This is a genomic window from Devosia psychrophila (assembly GCF_000971275.1).
GTDB lineage: Bacteria > Pseudomonadota > Alphaproteobacteria > Rhizobiales > Devosiaceae > Devosia > Devosia psychrophila.
The window spans coordinates 103660-119151 of sequence record NZ_LAPV01000159.1; the positions used below are offsets into that span (position 1 = coordinate 103660).

Below are 15492 nucleotides of genomic sequence, written 5' to 3' on the forward strand. Positions count from 1 at the left end.
CTTTTACGTTGGCATTGTTGCCGGTGCAAGAGGCAAGCTCGCATCGGCGGGTAATTGAGCCACCGGCAGTGGCGCCGGCGCCCGATGGGTTACCGTCATCGGCACTTTCCACTCGAAGGCATCGAGCTTGCCGGTGACCGGGGAAATCGGCTCCCATTCGTCACTGACCAAACCGTCGGCGGTCCAGGCCGGATCGCGCGGTGCCCGCACGGCGCGGCTGAGCCATTCGCGAGCCTTGCCCTGGTCGCCGCTCTGGCCCTCCTCGATTTCTGCCATCAGGCTGGCGACGCCTTGGGTGGCATCGGTGTCCATGAAGGGCGCCAGCGACTTGCGAGCCAGCGGCCAGTCATAGGCATCGATGGCCGCACGGGCCAAAGCCATGCCGGCGGCACGATGAGCTGGCGGCGTCTCGATGATCTCGCCGAGCCGTTTAAGCCGCTCCACAGCCGAAGCACCCGGCTGGGCGTGGGCATAAAGCGCTGCAATGTCAGGATGACCGGTAGCGCGCCAGATGCGGCGCAGCAGGCTCATCGCCTTGCGGGTGTCGCCGCGATTGATGTGGATCCGTGCAGCGATCAATGCGGCCGGAACAAAGTCGGGCAGCAGTTTCAGCGCCGTCAGGGCATGGTCGAGCGCTGCGAGGGGTGCGCTGGTTTCGGCTTCACGAGCGCGAGCGGTTTCGATAACGGCTTGGCGGCGACGTTTGCCGGCGCGCGCTTCACGGCTCGATGCCTGTTCGACATTGACCATGGCGACGGCCTCGGCCCATTGGCTACGTTTCGTCAGATCGTCGAACACCGCATCGGCAGCCCAGCCGCTGGAGGGAGCCAGCGCCAGAGCCTTGCGGGCAAAAGTCAGCGCCGCGTCAGGTCTATGCTGGGTGCGGGCCTGGTCGTAAAGACCGGTGAGCGCGGCCACGGCAGTTTTTTCGTTGGCGATCAGTGCCCGGTAATGTTCGCGGGCGGCAGGCATGTCACCCAGCGCCAGATCGGCCCTGGCTTCGAGCAGTCGCGCCGCCGCATTGGCGGGCAGGCGGGCCTGGGCTTCACGGGCAAGCGAACGCGCGCGGGCCGGGTCGCCAGCCTGCAGAGCCACGATAGCATCGGACAATGCTTCGACGCCCTGTTCGCGCCGGCGTTCGCGGTTGCGTCGCGCTATGATGCGAGGTGCGGTGAGGATGCGGCGGACGATGGCCCACAGCACGATCACCACTATCGCGATCAAAATGAACATCAGCACGGCAGCGCCGAGCCGGGGTTCCATGCGATAACCGCCGACTTCCAGCGTCAGCGTGCCAGGCAGTGAAATCATCCATGCCGCCAGCGCGGTAATGATCAGGCTGCCGACAATCCAGGAGGCGAGACGGATCATTGCAGCGCCTCGCCGGATAGAGCGCTGGAGCGCAGGCTGTCGAGGAAGCGGCTGGCTTCGGCCTGGCTGGCGATCAGCGCGGGCACGTCGCCCCCTGCCGCCAGCATCGGCGCCGGCAGGCCGGTCAGCAGCGTCTCGGCCGCGGCAAAGTCGCGGCGGGCTACTGCGCCTTCTAGGCGGCTGACCACGGCTTCGGGGCTATCACCCTCGATTTCGCCAGTGGGGCGCAACGCGATCGCCGAGCGGAACCAGTCCATGGCGCCGTCCTGCCATTGCGCATCGGGATTACCCGGCTTGCCGGCCAGCATGGCGGGCAGCACCTCGGAGAACCGCCGCGCGATGACATCGGGGCGGGGCAGGCCGCTTTCAGCATTATTGGCGATGGCGGTGGGAATGGCAGCGTCGGGCGTCGCAGCCCGCAAGGCCGCAAGTTCGGTCGCATAGGGACGACCGGTGGTAAAGGCAGTCTCAAAGCCTGAGAGAATCAGTGGCAGCTGCAACACGGCGCCGATGTCGGTGGGCTGGCTGGCAAGCGTTGCGGTGGTCTCAGTGACGGTGGTGTCCAACGTGCGCAACCCGGATTCGGCGGTGCCGATGCGAGCCGCCAGTTCATCGATTCGGGTGCTGAAGGCGGCCAGTTCGGTCTGCAGAGTCGCGGCATTGTTCGGCTCGGCCGGAGCATTGGCCAAGGCATCGACGCGCTCGGTCAGGCTGGAGAGTTCAGTCTGCAACGGCGCCAGATCGACACCAGCAGCCACGGCAGTCGTCGGTTCAGCCTGTTCCAGCGCACCGATGCGCTGGTTGAGGGCCGCCAATTCGGACTGTGTAGTCTCTGTCACCGTTACAAGTTCGGGAATGGCAGTGGCAAAGCTGGCTAGGCGCGGATCGGCGACGACTGCGGGGGCAGGCGTGCTTGGCCACAGCCCGGCCCAGGCCAAGCCATAGGCCGCGGCAAGGCCGAGCACACCGCCCGCCAGAGTGGCCGCAACCGGGAAGCCTGCGCTGGCCGGTCGCACTGGCTTGTCTGACACCTTCGGCCGCTCACTCGGCGCGGGCTCGCTCGCCGCTGGTGTCGGCTCCGGCTTGGCCGTGGAACTGGTCGCAGTTTCGCGCGCCTTGAGGTCAAGCACCGGCGGTTTCACCGCGCTGGACTTGATCTCGGGCTTGCTGGCTTCAGGTTTGCCTGAAACCGGCTTGGGATCGTTGCCTGTCGTGTCCGACATTCCAGGGTGTCCTCTCGTTGGAGCCGATCATGGCCCAGTTTGCTCGCGCACAAAAGCCAAAGCCAGTGCCATCATTGCATCTTCGTCAGGACGGTCGGCCAGGCTGATACGATTGAAGTGCGCCGCCAGTAGCGGTTCGGCAACCGCCTCGCTCATGCACAGCATGGCGATCGACTGCCGCTGCGCCCGGTCGAACTGCTGCGTCAACGAAACGAATATCTCGGCGGTGCGGCGCGAATAGGCCAGCACGGCGCGGATTTCGCCGCTGCCCAAGCCATCAAGAACGGCTTGGGGCAGCGCATAGATTGCCACCATTTCATAAATCTTTGCCGTCGCCACCATGACGCCGAGCGGCGCGAGCGCCTTGGCGAGGTCTGCACTCTGGTGTTTTCCGGTCGGATAAAAGATCGGTCCGCGCATTCGAGCAATGGTCATGGCATTGACCAGGTCCTGGAACGAGCCGGCGGCGCTGCTGACGCGGACAAAGCCGGCCTCGCCGGCATCGGCGGCCGTACGGTCACCCACCGCAAACACCGGCAGGTGGGCATAGGTGGCGACCACATCGCGCTCGACCATGGTGCGCACGGCGTTGGCGCTGGTCAGCACCATGGCGGTAAAACCATCAGGCGGCGGCAGGCTGGCGTCCAGCGCTTGCCTTATCATGACCGGCGCGACCACGCCTTCGATATCCAGCGCCTGCAGCCGCGCTAGCGTCGATTGTGCATCGGGCTCGGGCCGCGTCACCAGCATCTTCATGAATTTGCCGCCCATTGCGCCAGCCATTCGGTGCCGGCCCGCGCAATCAGGTCTTCGCCGACTTGCCGGCCCAGCGCCTCGGGATCGGTGCCGGTCGCGGCGCTATCGAAGGCGGTCTTGCCATCGAGGCTGAGGATCTGCCCTTTCACCGTCAGCGTGCCATTGCTCAATGAGGTCAAGGCCCCGACCGGCGTGCGGCAGGAGCCGTCGAGCACCGCCAGCATGGCGCGTTCGGCGGTCACGGTGATGCTGGTTGGGGCATGATCCAGCGCTTCAACCAAAGCCGTCATGCGCGCATCGTCCCTGCGCACGGCTAGGCCGATGGCGCCCTGTGCCGGAGCCGGCATGAAAATCTCGGGATCAAGTGGCGCCGTAGCGCGGTGGCCTTCGCCAAGCCGGTTTAGCCCGGCCATGGCCAGCATAGTGCCGTCGGCGACACCATCGATCAGCTTTTGCAACCGCGTGCCGACATTGCCACGAAACGGCACGATCACAAGATCGGGACGCACCCGCAGCACCTGTGCGGCGCGGCGGATCGACGAAGTGCCAAATTTGGCGCGTTCGCCCAGATGATCGAGGCTTTGCACCTTCACCGACATGAAGGCGTCGCGCACATCTTCGCGCTCGAGGAATGCCACCAGCCGGATACCCTCGGGCAGGCGCGTCGCTACGTCCTTGGCTGAATGGACGCCGATATCGACGCGACCACTTAGCATGGCGTCGTCGATTTCCTTGGTGAACAGGCCCTTGCCGCCGATTTCGATCAGGCTGGCATTGCTGGCCTGACTGCGATCGCCGCCGGTCGAAATTACCTCGATGGCGATATCATCCTCGGCCACGCCATGGGTCTGGCTGAGCAAGCGGCGGACCAGGCGCGCCTGGGCTAGCGCCAGCGGGCTACCACGGGTTCCGATCCTGGCGAAAGACGGTGGCGATTGCAAAGGCGGAATGTCCTATAGTAGGCAGAGGGCGCATCTCGTTGATGCACCAACGGAGTAACCAGTTCGTCGTGACCGGGCAAGCGCCAGCCATCATCCTCGGCATAGAGACCAGCTGCGACGAAACCGCGGCGGCAATCGTCATGCGTGATCAATCCGGCAAAGGCGTGATCCGTTCCAATGTGGTGCGCAGCCAGCTTGACGAACATGCGGCATTTGGCGGCGTCGTCCCCGAACTCGCGGCGCGGGCCCATGTCACCTATCTCGACCACATCATTGCCCAGGCCTGCCGCGAGGCGGGTATCCAACTCAGTGACGTCGATGCCATTGCAGCAACCGCCGGGCCGGGCCTTATTGGCGGCGTGCTGGTCGGTTTGACCACCGCCAAGGCGCTGGCCGCTGCACTCGACAAACCACTGATCGCGGTCAACCACCTCGAAGGCCATGCCTTGACGGCGCGGCTGACCGATGGGGTGCAATTTCCCTATCTGATGCTGCTGGTGTCAGGCGGGCACAGCCAGTTCGTCCTGGTGCGCGGCGTCGGCGATTATGAGCGCTGGGGCACTACCATCGATGACGCGCTGGGCGAGGCCTTCGACAAGGTCGCCAAGCTGCTGACGCTGGGTCACCCCGGAGGTCCGGCGGTGGAAGCCATCGCTAAGTCCGGCGACCCGAAACGCTTCAAGTTTCCGCGTCCGCTGCTGCGTGAAGCGCGGCTCGATTTTTCCTTCTCCGGTCTCAAGACTGCCGTGCGGCTGCAGGCCGAGGCGCTGGCGCCGCTCAGCGATCAGGATGTCGCCGATATTGCCGCCAGTTTTCAGGCCGCGGTGGCGGACGTCATTGCCGTCCGCTCGCGTCAGGCACTGGAAAGGTTCGCGGCGGAATTTCCCGGGCAAGAGATGCGGCTGGTGGTTGCTGGCGGCGTCGCGGCTAATCAGGCGATCGGGACGGCTCTAAAGGCGGTTTGTGCCACGGCCGGTGCTACGCTTGTGGTGCCGCCAATTGCGCTTTGCACCGACAACGGCGCCATGATCGCCTGGGCCGGTGCCGAGCGCTATGCCCTCGGCGCGCATGACGATCTAAACTTTGTCGCCCGCCCGCGCTGGCCGCTCGATCTCGACGACATGAAGGTCAGTGCTGATGCAGCTTGAGACAATCAGTGTTATCGGCGGCGGCGCCTGGGGCACGGCTCTGGCGCAGGCGGCTGCAATGGCCGGTCGTCAAGTCTGCATCGTGGCGCGCGATGCTGCCCAGGTCGATGAGATCAATTCCACACATACCAACAGCCGGTATCTTGGCGCGCAGGTGTTGCTCGGGGGGATTTCTGCCAGCCTCGTGGCGCAGTCGTCCGACATCGTCATCCTGGCCGTCCCCGCCCAATCCAGCCGCGCTGCTCTTGGCGCTCTGAATCCGGCGCTGCTGTCCGGCAAGCCCGTCGTGCTCTCCGCCAAGGGCCTCGAAACCGGCACGCTTGATCGCCAAAGTGAGATCCTCGCCGACATGGCGCCCGGCGCTATCCCATATGTGCTGTCCGGCCCCAGCTTTGCGGCCGATGTCGCCGCAGGCCGGCCCACCGCCGTGACACTCGCCGGTGACGATGCCGAAGCCACCTCTGCCCTCGCCGCTGCTCTTGCAGGCCCGTCTTTCCGTCCCTATGCCGCCGATGACCGGATTGGTGTCGAGATCGCGGGCGCGTTGAAGAATGTCTATGCGCTGGCCTGCGGCGCTATCGAAGGCGCTGAACTCGGTGCTTCGGCGCGCTCCGCGCTGATCGCCCGGGCGTTTGCAGAAATGAGCCGCATGGTTTCGGCCATGGGCGGTTCCACCTCAACGCTGACCGGCCTTGCGGGGCTGGGCGATCTGACGCTGACCTGCACTTCGGTGCAGTCGCGCAATTACCAGTTTGGCATGGCGCTGGGCCGCGGCCAGTTGGCCGAGGCAATTCTTGGCTCTGGCGCCAAGCTGGCCGAGGGCGTCGCCACCACGCCCGTCGCCGATGCGCTCGCCCGGAGCCTCGATGTCGATGCGCCGCTGATTGCCGCCGTGCAGGCCGTGCTAAGCGGTCGCGCCAATATTGCTACTGTTGTGGCCGGGCTGATGGCCCGTCCGCTTAAACGAGAGGACTGATTGCATGCTGTTTGCCATGATCGCCAAGGACAAGCCGGGCTCGATCGACCAACGCCTTGCCGTGCGCCCGGTGCATTTGCAGCACCTCGAAAGCCTCGGGCAGCAGCTGCGCCTTGCGGGCGCGCTGCTCGACGCCGATGGCAAGCCCGAAGGATCGCTGGTGGTGATCGAAGCCGAGACAATCGAAGCAGCGACAGAACTGTTCAACGCCGATCCATTCGTCAAACAAGGCATTTTCGCCAGCACGGAGATCAAGCCCTGGCGCCTGGCCTACGATCATATGTCGCCGAAAGCCTGATTGCGATGGCTTACTGGTTGATGAAGTCCGAGCCGGACGTATTCTCGTTTGATGATCTGGTCGCCAAGAACCAGCGCGGCGAGATGGAAGAGTGGCACGGGGTGCGCAATTACGCGGCCCGAAACAACATGAAGGCGATGGCGCTCGGCGACGAGGCATTTTTCTACCACTCCAATATCGGCAAGGAGATCGTCGGCATCATGAAAGTGGTGGGACTTGCCCATGCTGACGGCACAGCCGATCTCAATGCCAAGGGCGAAGTGGTGTGGGAATGCGTCGATATGGAAGCAGTCAAACCTCTGCCCAAGCCGGTGACGCTGGCCACGGTCAAAGCGACGCCGGAACTGGCCGAGCTCGAACTGGTCAAACTGTCGCGGCTGTCGGTGTCGAAGGTTTCCGCAGAGCAATGGAAGCTGATTTGCCAGATGGGCGGCTTGTAGCCGCGGAGCCCTCGGGAGCATCAGCGCTGGAAGGACATCCTGATTTCGTATCTTGCCGTCAATTGGCTGGCCGTGATCCTGGCCACCGTCGCCAGCTACGCTTTTGGCGCAGCCTGGTATGTGGGCCTGTCCAGGCAATGGATGGCCGCTCTCTACCGCACCAAGGAACAACTCGGCGTCGGCTATACGCCGTTCATATGGTCAGCGGTGGTCGAGTTGGTGATGGCCTATTTCCTGGCGCTGCTGACGCCCCTAATGGTAGGCGATATCACCGCGGCCAGCGGGTTGATCGTTGCGGCGCATCTGTGGTTTGGCTTCGTGCTGACCAGCATGATCATGAACCACCGCTATGAAGGCATGAAGTGGTCGCTGACCGTCATCGACAGCCTGCACCTGCTCGGCGTGTTGCTGATCCAGGGCGTGGTGATCGGGCTTTTCGGGTAGGGAACTAGCTCTCGACCACGATCGGCGGCATGTGCTTGGGCTCGGCCTCTGGCGCGTATTTATTGAGCAGGCTGACCTGGCTGATCGAAAAGATCACGGTTAGCGGCATGACGCCCCAAACCTTGAAGGCGACCCAAGTGTCGGTGGTGAAATTGCGCCACAGGATTTCGTTGACCACGGCCAGCACCAAGAAGAATACGCCCCAGTTGAGCGTCAGCTTGCTCCAGCCCTGTTCGCGCAGCTTGTAGACGTCGCCAAACACATATTTCAGCAGCGACTGCTTGAACACCAAGCCACCTAGAAGCACCGCCGCAAACAGCGAATTGGTGATGGTCGGCTTGATCTTGATGAAAGTGTCGTCCTGCAACCAGAGCGTCAGCCCGCCGAACACCAGCACCACGACCCCGGTCACCAGCGGCATGATAGCGATCTTCTTGAGGATGAACCAGGTCAGCACCAGCGAGATGACCATGGCACCCATGAACGCGGCGGTGGCGACGAAAATGTCTGCGCGCGCGTTGGCAATGAAGAAAATCACGAGCGGTCCGAGTTCAAGCGCCATCTTGATGATCTGGGGGCGCAATTCCTCCCAGTTGATCTCGGGCTCGGCAGTTTTCTCGGTCATGGCTTCAGAACTCTTGTGTGCGACGCAGGCCGCAATGTGAGGGCAACGGCTCATGCATGCAAGGCGGGATAGTCCCCAAGCATGGTAAGATTGCGGCTATGGCCTGACGCGATTTGCCCCGCAACTCGCCGGCCATAACTGCCTGGCGCAAGCTTGACGTGAAAAAAACGGTACCCACTTTTCGCAGCTTGCCTAGTCGGTCCGGGCAATGGCCCGCGCAAACTCGCTGGCCGTAAACGGTTCGAGATCGCCGACGCTCTCCCCGACGCCGATGAAATGCACCGGCAGACCGAACCTTTTGGCAATGGCGACCAGAATGCCGCCGCGCGCCGTACCGTCGAGCTTGGTCATCACCAATCCCGTAACGCCGGCCCGCTTTCCAAAGATTTCAACCTGCTTCAGCGCGTTCTGGCCGGTGGTGGCGTCCAGCGTCAGCAGCGTAGCATGCGGCGCGGTCGGGTCGACCTTCTTGATGACGCGGATGACCTTTTCGAGCTCACCCATAAGTTCTTCGCGGTTCTGCAGGCGGCCGGCGGTGTCGATGATCAGGATATCGCGACCTTCGGCCCGCGCCTGGGTCACCGCATCAAAGGCGAGGCCTGATGCATCTGAACCCGCGGGCCGGCTGATCACGGTCGCATTGGTGCGCTGGCCCCATACCTGCAGTTGCTCGATGGCGGCAGCGCGAAACGTATCGCCAGCGGCCAGCATGACGGACTTGCCCTGATCCGCAAATTGCTGCGCCAGCTTGCCGACGGTCGTGGTCTTGCCCGAGCCGTTGACCCCGATCATCAGTATGACGAAGGGCTTCCGGCTAGCGTCTATCACCAGCGGTCGCGCCACCGGCTCGAGCACCTTTTCGACCTCGGCGGCCAGCACCGCCCGGACATCGTCCCCAGACACATCTCGGTCGAAGCGGTCGCGGCGCAGGGTTTCGGTGATGGCGGTGGCGGTCTCCATGCCGAGATCGGCCTGGATCAGGATGTCCTCCAGCTCTTCCAGCGTCGCATTGTCCAGCTTGCGCTTGGTGAAAACCGAGGTGATCGAGCCGGTCAACTGGTCGGACGAACGCTTGAGGCCCGTGGTCAGCCGCGCAAACCAGCTCTGGCGTGGCCCCTCGACCGGCACTTCCACAATGGCAGGCGGATCGATGGCCACGAATATCGTCGGTGCGGGCGCTTCAGCCGCCGCCTGTTCCTCGATTTCCTCGACATAGTCGGGCGTGGTTTCGGGCGGGCCGGGCAGGGGAGCTTGTTCCGGCTCAGCCGCCGGTTGTGGAACTGGCGGCGGCTCCACCGGGGCGGGTGCAGGCGCCGGCGTTTCCGGAACGGCCTCGGGCGGCGCAGGTGGCTGCACCACCGGCGTTTCGAGGCCAAACAGGCGCTTGAAGAATCCCGGCTTGTTGTCGGTCATGGGTGGTCTTTCAATTATGCCGCTTGCCGCAGGACGTCGCCCACGAGGCCATCATTATCGGCCCCTGTAACGTGAACCGCCAGCAATTCGCCCGGTGGCGATCCCGGCATGGCGACCGGCACGAACTGCTCGGTTCGACCAATGCCGCTATATTCGACCAGCACGGTTTCGATCTTGCCGATTCGCGACGCATAGAGTTTGGCCAATTGCCTGTCACCTTCGGCACGCAGCAGGGCAGCCCGCTGTCGTGCAACCTGCCGGCTCACTTGGGGCATGCGGGCAGCAGGTGTGCCTTCTCGCGGCGAATAGGGGAACACGTGGAGATAGGTCAGGTCGGCCTCGCCGATGATCGCCAATGTATTGTCGAACATCTCGTCGGTCTCGGTGGGGAAGCCGGCGATGATATCGGCACCAAACACCATGTCGGGGCGCAGCGACCGCAGCTTGCTGACGATTGCCAGCGCGTCGTCGCGCGAATGCCGGCGCTTCATGCGCTTGAGGATCATGTCGTCGCCCGACTGCAGGCTCAGATGCAGATGTGGCATCAGTCGGCGATCGCTGGCCAAGGCGTCATACAGCGCCTCGTCGGCCTCGATCGAATCAATCGATGAAATCCGCAACCGCGGCAGGTCGGGTACATGGCGCAAAATGGCTTGCGTCAGCTTGCCCAGCGTCGGCATGCCGGGCAGGTCCGGGCCGTATGAGGTTATGTCGACGCCGGTCAGCACCACTTCGCGATAGCCATTGCTGACCAGCTTTTTGACCTGTTCGACCACCATGCCCATCGGCACCGAACGCGATGGTCCGCGGCCGAACGGAATAATACAGAAAGTGCAGCGGTGGTCGCAGCCGTTCTGCACCTGCACGAAACCGCGCACGCGGCCGTCCATGCCCTCGATCAGATGGCCGGCGGTTTCGCGCACGCTCATGATGTCGTTGACCTGCACCTTGTCGTTAAGCGGCACTCCAAACAGCAACGGGGTGTAGCTCTCGGCCCGCATCTTGTCGGCATTGCCGATGACGAGGTCGACTTCGGCCATGTCGCCAAAACTGCGCGCTTCAGTCTGGGCGGCGCAGCCGGTGACGATGATGCGGGCGTCCGGATTTTCGCGCCGCGCCTTGCGTACAGCCCGCTTGGACTGGGTGACCGCCTCAGCCGTCACGGCGCAGGTATTGATGATGATCGCATTGTCGAGCCCGGCCTTCTCGGCTTCGATCTTGATCACTTCGGCTTCGTAGGCGTTGAGCCGGCAACCAAATGTCAGCGTTTGCACGGCCATCAGGCCGCCACGTCATTGCGCGCCCAGATGCCGGAAACGGGGTCCAGCGTGCCGGTCCATTCGCGTTCGGCCGCGCCGGTCAGCACGACATGGTCGTCGTCGCGCCATTCGATATACAGGTCGCCGCCGGGTACCGTCACGGTGGCCGCGCGGCCGGTCCGGCGGGTGCGTGCGCCGTTTACTACGGCCGCGCAGGCAGCGGTGCCGCAAGCCTCGGTCAGCCCGGCGCCACGTTCCCAGGTGCGCAGGATGATCTTGTCCGGCGCCACGACCTGGGCAATCGAGATATTGGCGCGTTCTGGAAAGATCGGGTGGTTTTCCAGCATTGGCCCAAAACGGTCGAGCGCATAGTTCCAGACGTCGTCATGCACCCAGAAGGTTGCCTGCGGGTTGCCCATCGAGGCAACCGAGGGCGAATGCAGCAGCGGGGCGTCGATCGGCCCGATCTGCAGCTCGATCTTGCGGGTATCGGCAAATTCCTCGGCCAGCGGAATATCGTACCAGGGGAACTTGGGCATGCCCATGTCGACGGTGATCAGCCCATCATCGCGTTCTTGCCCAAACAGAATGCCGGCCACGGTTTCAAAGGTAAAACTTTGGCGTCCCTGCTCGACAGTCAGCGCCTGCACGACACAGCGCATGCCGTTGCCGCAGGCCTGGGCAAGCGTGCCGTCGGAATTGATGATCTCGATATAGGCGACGGTGCCGGCCATCTTGGGATCGTGGATCGCCATGATCTGGTCGAACTTGGTGCCGGGCGCGGCATTGATCGCGATGGCTGCAGCAGAGGTCACCCGGCCGGTGCGACCGCGCATGTCGACGACGATGATCTGGTTGCCCAGGCCGTTCATCTTGATAAAGGGGACAGCGCTCACGGCAAGGTTCCGCAATGGGTTACTGATTGCTGGACACTATATGGCGGATGCGCGTGAAAAATGCCAGTCCGGCCCCGGTGCTGCCCCTCTCGCTTGCGGAGAGCGTGAGGAGCTGCGTAAAAATATTTATGTTTTGTAAGGGTTTCGCACTTCATGGCGCCTTAACCAGCGTTCGAGCTTGGCCGCGCCAAGGCCGGTCTGGTGAGCTAGTTTTCCGCCAGATGTAGAGCATCGACCCTCTGCCACAGCTTTCGGAGCCCGGCGCCATGAACATGACCATGTTGACCGACCAGATCATCACTGACTGGCAGCCGCATTTTCCGTCCCTCTGGGGCAATCATTCGCTGGCGCTGTCGCATAGGCTCGTCAGCTCGCCGTTGTTTACCGACGATGCGCTGGCGCGTCTGATCGACAAGTCGCCGCGTGAAGCCTACCACGTCAATTACTCGCAGAAGACGCCGGGCAATCCGCCCAAGCGCCGCGAAGGTGAAATCACCGGCCTTACCGGGCATGAAGTGCTCGACGTGGTCAAATCCGGCAATATCTGGGTCAACCTGACCGCTCCGGCCAGGGTCGATCCGGCCTATGGCGCGCTGCTCGACAGCCTCTATGCCGAGTTCGAGGACCGCGTTCCTGGCTTTTTGAGCTACAAGCGTAACCTGACCATCCTGATTTCCTCGCCGAATGTTTCGGTGAAATATCATTCGGACGTGCCCGGCCAGAGCCTGTGGCAGGTCCGCGGCACCAAGAAGGTGTTCGTTTATCCCAACACGGCTCCGTTCATTTCCCAGCCGGCGCTGGAAAAGCTGATCCTGGGCCAGTTGCGTGAAACCGATATGCCTTACGAGCCGTGGTTCGATGACTATGCCGAAGTGCATATGCTCGAAGCCGGCAAGATGCTGCATTGGCCGCTCAACGGACCGCATCGCGTGGTCAACGAGAACATGCTCAATGTCAGCTTCACCACCGAGCATTGGACCGACGAGCTGCGCAAGCACTATGCGGTCAATTATGCCAATGGCTTCCTGCGCTCCAAGCTGGGCATGAACAGGCTCAGCCAGCAGGTGACCGGCGCGTCCTATCTCGCCAAGCTGGGCCTGGCGGGTCTGGTCAAGTTCAGCCCGCTCAATCCGCAGAAGAAGAAGGTCTACAAGGTCGATTTCCAGGTCGATCCGAGCGCGCCGGAAGGCGTGCGCGACATCGAAGGTTATTTCTTCAGCAAATGACCTTGTTTACCGCCCTTCCTGCAGCCGATGAGCGGGCGCGCACTCGTACCGCCAGTCGCTCCGCCGCCCGGGCTCATGCCCTGCGCGTCGATGTGGTGCAGACCCGCGAGGCGTTCGACGCAATCGCCCAGCGATGGGAAGGCCTCGAGAACGACGCCGAAGGTGCTTTGCTGTTCCAGGGCAGCGGCTGGGCGCGCGCTATTTTCGATTTCGAAGCCACGCGCGGCAACACCGGTTTCACGCCGGTCGTTGCCACGCTCAATGACGGGCAGCGGCTCGTCGCGGTGCTGCCGCTTGAGCTGGTTCGCACCCGCCTCCGGAGTTTTTTGGCGCCGCTCGGTCATGCCTTCAGCCAATATTCCGATGCTCTGATCGCTACCGGGCTCGACCCGCGCGAAACCGTAAGCCGGCTGCTGCGCGCCGCCATCAGCGCCGCCCCTTGCGATGCGGTGAGCTTCCTAAAGGTGCGCAGCGACAGCGTTCTGGCCAAAGGAATGCCGGCCAATCACATGGTCACCGGCACCGAACAAGGCGCGCCCTATGTGTCGTTCAGCGCCTTTGACGATTACGCGGCGTTTTTTCAGACCATCAAGCCCAAGACGCGCAAGAACCTACGCAATGCCCGCAACCGGCTGGAGCGCGACGGCGCCTTGATCCATCACGTCGCCGAAAACGCCCACGAGCGCCTCGGCGTCATCGAACGCACGCTGTCCGGCCGTGCCGAACGCCTCCGGGACCAAGGCCTGAGCTCGCGGGCCTTTCGCGACACGACTTTTGCCGATTTTTGCACCGCGCTACCGAGCCGCAACGACATGCCACTGATGGCGATGTCGCTGCTGCACAACGGCGAACCGATCGCCGAGCAATGGGGCTTCCTGCACAAACAGCGCTACTACGCCTTCATCGCCAGCCGCGATTTCGGCAACAGCGAAGAAAGTCCCGGCAAGCTGCACTTAGGAGAAGTGATCCACGCCTGCGCCGATGTGGGCCTGCATGGTGCCGACCTGATGGTGCCGGTGATGCCCTATAAGTTGACCTGGGCTACCGAAGTGATAACCGTCCGCGACTACGCCCTGCCCGTCACCCCGCGCGGCATAGTGTTGCTCCACCTCTGGGACAAAACCCTGCGCCCGCTATTCAAAAACGCAGTCCTCAACATGCCCAAGGGCCTGCGCGGCATGCTCATGAAAGCCGTCGGCCGCAGCCTTTGAGCGCTTTCCTTGACTCTTTACCCCCTTTCGCCTAAACGCACGATATTCATCAGGCTTTGCTCCTGACCAGCCGACCGGGACCCCTCAAGGGTATAAATCGATCCCGGAGGCCACCATCCGCCAGCGCGTTGCGCCCGCGGGTGAGCTTGGCGTTTGGACTGATGGATCCTATCTCTGCCGGATCGACCGGCGGAAACAAGGACGGACAATGTTTGACAGCTTAAGCGACCGGCTTGGCAAAATCTTCGAAGGTCTCCGCGGACGCGGCGCGCTCAATGCCGCCGACGTCGATGCAGCGATGCGCGAAATCCGCCGCGCGCTGATCGAGGCCGACGTGTCTCTCGAAGTCGTCAAGGCCTTCGTCGAACAGGTGCGCGAGCGCGCTGTGGGCGCCGAAGTCACCCGCTCGGTGACCCCCGGCCAGCAGGTCGTCAAGATCGTGCATGACGAGCTGGTCGCGGTGCTCGGTGCAACGGCTTCGCCGATCGACCTCAATGCCAAAGCGCCCGTCACGCTGCTGATGGTGGGCCTGCAGGGTTCGGGCAAGACCACCACCACCGCCAAGATTGCCAAGCGCCTCACCGATCGCCAGAAGAAGAAGGTTCTTCTGGCATCGCTCGATACCCGCCGTCCGGCTGCCATGGAGCAGCTGCGCGTGCTCGGCGAGCAGGTTGGCGTCGATACCCTGCCGATCGTTGCCGGTGAAAACCCGGTGCAGATCGCCCGCCGCGCCGAGCGCGAAAGCCGTCTCGGCGGCTATGACGTGCTGATCCTCGATACCGCGGGTCGCACCCATATCGACGAAGAGCTGATGGCCGAAACGGCCGAGATCAAGGCCATCGCCAATCCGCACGAGATACTCCTTGTTGTGGACGCTCTTACGGGTCAGGACGCGATCAACGTCGCGCGCTCGTTCGACAGCCGCCTCAACATTACAGGTATCGTGCTGACCCGCGTCGACGGCGATGGCCGTGGCGGCGCGGCTTTGTCGATGCGGGCTGCTACCGGCAAGCCGATCAAGCTGATCGGCGTTGGCGAAAAGATGGATGCGCTGGAGGATTTCCATCCCTCGCGCATTGCCGACCGCATTCTCGGCATGGGCGACATTGTTTCGCTGGTCGAAAAGGCCGCCGAACACGTCTCTGCCGAAGACGCGCAGAAGATGGCGCGCAAGCTCAAGAAGGGCTCGTTCGATCTCGACGACCTGCGCAGCCAGCTGCAGCAGATGAAGAAGATGGGCGGGATGGGCGGGTTGATGGGCAGAT

General features: G+C 63.2%; 16 protein-coding genes. 8 read left to right on the top strand and 8 right to left on the bottom strand.

Annotated features, from left to right (window positions below; translation table 11 throughout):
• Positions 1–3: 3 nt before the first annotated feature.
• Genes WH91_RS18395 through hemC form a run of 4 tightly spaced genes read right to left on the bottom strand, consistent with a single transcriptional unit; the run spans position 4 to position 4291 of the window.
• Positions 4–1371, bottom strand: coding sequence for a heme biosynthesis protein HemY (locus WH91_RS18395; protein ID WP_046172459.1), 1368 nt, complete (start codon positions 1369–1371; stop codon positions 4–6).
• Positions 1368–2594 (bottom strand): hypothetical protein, encoded by a 1227-nt coding sequence (locus tag WH91_RS18400; protein ID WP_046172460.1) that lies wholly within the window; start codon positions 2592–2594, stop codon positions 1368–1370. The genes WH91_RS18395 and WH91_RS18400 overlap by 4 nt, the downstream gene beginning before the upstream one ends.
• Positions 2595–2621: 27 nt before the next feature.
• On the bottom strand, positions 2622–3365 hold the full coding sequence (locus WH91_RS18405; protein ID WP_074797171.1) for a uroporphyrinogen-III synthase: 744 nt from the start codon (positions 3363–3365) through the stop codon (positions 2622–2624).
• Complete coding sequence (gene hemC, locus WH91_RS18410) at positions 3347–4291, bottom strand: hydroxymethylbilane synthase (protein WP_046172462.1); 945 nt, start codon at positions 4289–4291, stop codon at positions 3347–3349. Before hemC ends, WH91_RS18405 begins: the two co-directional genes overlap by 19 nt.
• 41 nt (positions 4292–4332) lie before the next feature.
• Between hemC and tsaD the strand changes: the two genes are divergently transcribed.
• The 5 genes from tsaD (at position 4333) to WH91_RS18435 (ending at position 7597) form a co-directional block, all read left to right on the top strand.
• Positions 4333–5439 (top strand): tRNA (adenosine(37)-N6)-threonylcarbamoyltransferase complex transferase subunit TsaD, encoded by a 1107-nt coding sequence (tsaD, locus tag WH91_RS18415; RefSeq protein WP_046172463.1) that lies wholly within the window; start codon positions 4333–4335, stop codon positions 5437–5439.
• On the top strand, positions 5429–6415 hold the full coding sequence (locus WH91_RS18420) for an NAD(P)H-dependent glycerol-3-phosphate dehydrogenase (RefSeq protein WP_046172464.1): 987 nt from the start codon (positions 5429–5431) through the stop codon (positions 6413–6415). Before tsaD ends, WH91_RS18420 begins: the two co-directional genes overlap by 11 nt.
• 4 nt (positions 6416–6419) lie before the next feature.
• Positions 6420–6713: a YciI family protein gene (locus tag WH91_RS18425; RefSeq protein ID WP_046172465.1), complete on the top strand. Its 294-nt coding sequence runs from the start codon at positions 6420–6422 to the stop codon at positions 6711–6713.
• Between the two features lie 5 nt (positions 6714–6718).
• A complete protein-coding gene (locus WH91_RS18430) occupies positions 6719–7153 on the top strand; it encodes an EVE domain-containing protein (protein WP_046172466.1) in 435 nt (144 codons plus the stop codon).
• A gap of 72 nt (positions 7154–7225) precedes the next feature.
• Entirely contained in the window at positions 7226–7597 is a 372-nt protein-coding gene (locus WH91_RS18435) for a DUF1761 domain-containing protein (protein WP_244542286.1), read from the top strand.
• A 4-nt stretch (positions 7598–7601) separates the two neighbouring features.
• Here WH91_RS18435 and WH91_RS18440 read toward each other — a convergent pair whose 3' ends face one another.
• The 4 genes from WH91_RS18440 to dapF form a co-directional block, all read right to left on the bottom strand.
• A complete protein-coding gene (locus tag WH91_RS18440) occupies positions 7602–8222 on the bottom strand; it encodes a septation protein A (RefSeq protein ID WP_046172468.1) in 621 nt (206 codons plus the stop codon).
• A gap of 192 nt (positions 8223–8414) precedes the next feature.
• Positions 8415–9635 carry a signal recognition particle-docking protein FtsY gene (gene ftsY / locus WH91_RS18445; protein ID WP_046172469.1) on the bottom strand — a complete coding sequence of 407 codons (1221 nt, stop codon included), beginning with the start codon at positions 9633–9635 and terminating at the stop codon, positions 8415–8417.
• Positions 9636–9649: 14 nt separating this feature from the next.
• Complete coding sequence (gene mtaB / locus WH91_RS18450; protein WP_046172470.1) at positions 9650–10915, bottom strand: tRNA (N(6)-L-threonylcarbamoyladenosine(37)-C(2))-methylthiotransferase MtaB; 1266 nt, start codon at positions 10913–10915, stop codon at positions 9650–9652.
• Positions 10915–11766 carry a diaminopimelate epimerase gene (gene dapF / locus WH91_RS18455; protein ID WP_046172471.1) on the bottom strand — a complete coding sequence of 284 codons (852 nt, stop codon included), beginning with the start codon at positions 11764–11766 and terminating at the stop codon, positions 10915–10917. Before dapF ends, mtaB begins: the two co-directional genes overlap by 1 nt.
• A gap of 290 nt (positions 11767–12056) precedes the next feature.
• Here dapF and WH91_RS18460 point away from each other — a divergent pair, with 290 nt between their 5' ends.
• The 3 genes from WH91_RS18460 to ffh form a co-directional block, all read left to right on the top strand.
• On the top strand, positions 12057–13016 hold the full coding sequence (locus tag WH91_RS18460; RefSeq protein WP_052952954.1) for a hypothetical protein: 960 nt from the start codon (positions 12057–12059) through the stop codon (positions 13014–13016).
• Positions 13013–14227 carry a GNAT family N-acetyltransferase gene (locus WH91_RS18465; protein WP_046172472.1) on the top strand — a complete coding sequence of 405 codons (1215 nt, stop codon included), beginning with the start codon at positions 13013–13015 and terminating at the stop codon, positions 14225–14227. Before WH91_RS18460 ends, WH91_RS18465 begins: the two co-directional genes overlap by 4 nt.
• Before the next feature lie 208 nt (positions 14228–14435).
• Positions 14436–15492, top strand: a 1057-nt coding sequence (gene ffh, locus WH91_RS18470; protein WP_046172473.1) for a signal recognition particle protein, incomplete at its 3' end; no start/stop codon positions are given.

Excerpts from the sequence above, each read along its gene's own strand:
- mtaB (WP_046172470.1), bottom strand. The coding sequence starts at position 10,915 with ATGGCCGTGCAAACGCTGACATTTGGTTGCCGGCTCAACGCCTACGAA.
- dapF (WP_046172471.1), bottom strand. The coding sequence starts at position 11,766 with ATGAACGGCCTGGGCAACCAGATCATCGTCGTCGACATGCGCGGTCGC.
- WH91_RS18460 (WP_052952954.1), top strand. The coding sequence starts at position 12,057 with ATGAACATGACCATGTTGACCGACCAGATCATCACTGACTGGCAGCCG.
- WH91_RS18465 (WP_046172472.1), top strand. The coding sequence starts at position 13,013 with ATGACCTTGTTTACCGCCCTTCCTGCAGCCGATGAGCGGGCGCGCACT.
- WH91_RS18420 (WP_046172464.1), top strand. The coding sequence starts at position 5,429 with ATGCAGCTTGAGACAATCAGTGTTATCGGCGGCGGCGCCTGGGGCACG.
- ftsY (WP_046172469.1), bottom strand. The coding sequence starts at position 9,635 with ATGACCGACAACAAGCCGGGATTCTTCAAGCGCCTGTTTGGCCTCGAA.
- WH91_RS18405 (WP_074797171.1), bottom strand. The coding sequence starts at position 3,365 with ATGGGCGGCAAATTCATGAAGATGCTGGTGACGCGGCCCGAGCCCGAT.
- WH91_RS18395 (WP_046172459.1), bottom strand. The coding sequence starts at position 1,371 with ATGATCCGTCTCGCCTCCTGGATTGTCGGCAGCCTGATCATTACCGCG.
- WH91_RS18430 (WP_046172466.1), top strand. The coding sequence starts at position 6,719 with ATGGCTTACTGGTTGATGAAGTCCGAGCCGGACGTATTCTCGTTTGAT.
- tsaD (WP_046172463.1), top strand. The coding sequence starts at position 4,333 with ATGCACCAACGGAGTAACCAGTTCGTCGTGACCGGGCAAGCGCCAGCC.
- WH91_RS18400 (WP_046172460.1), bottom strand. The coding sequence starts at position 2,594 with ATGTCGGACACGACAGGCAACGATCCCAAGCCGGTTTCAGGCAAACCT.
- WH91_RS18440 (WP_046172468.1), bottom strand. The coding sequence starts at position 8,222 with ATGACCGAGAAAACTGCCGAGCCCGAGATCAACTGGGAGGAATTGCGC.
- WH91_RS18425 (WP_046172465.1), top strand. The coding sequence starts at position 6,420 with ATGCTGTTTGCCATGATCGCCAAGGACAAGCCGGGCTCGATCGACCAA.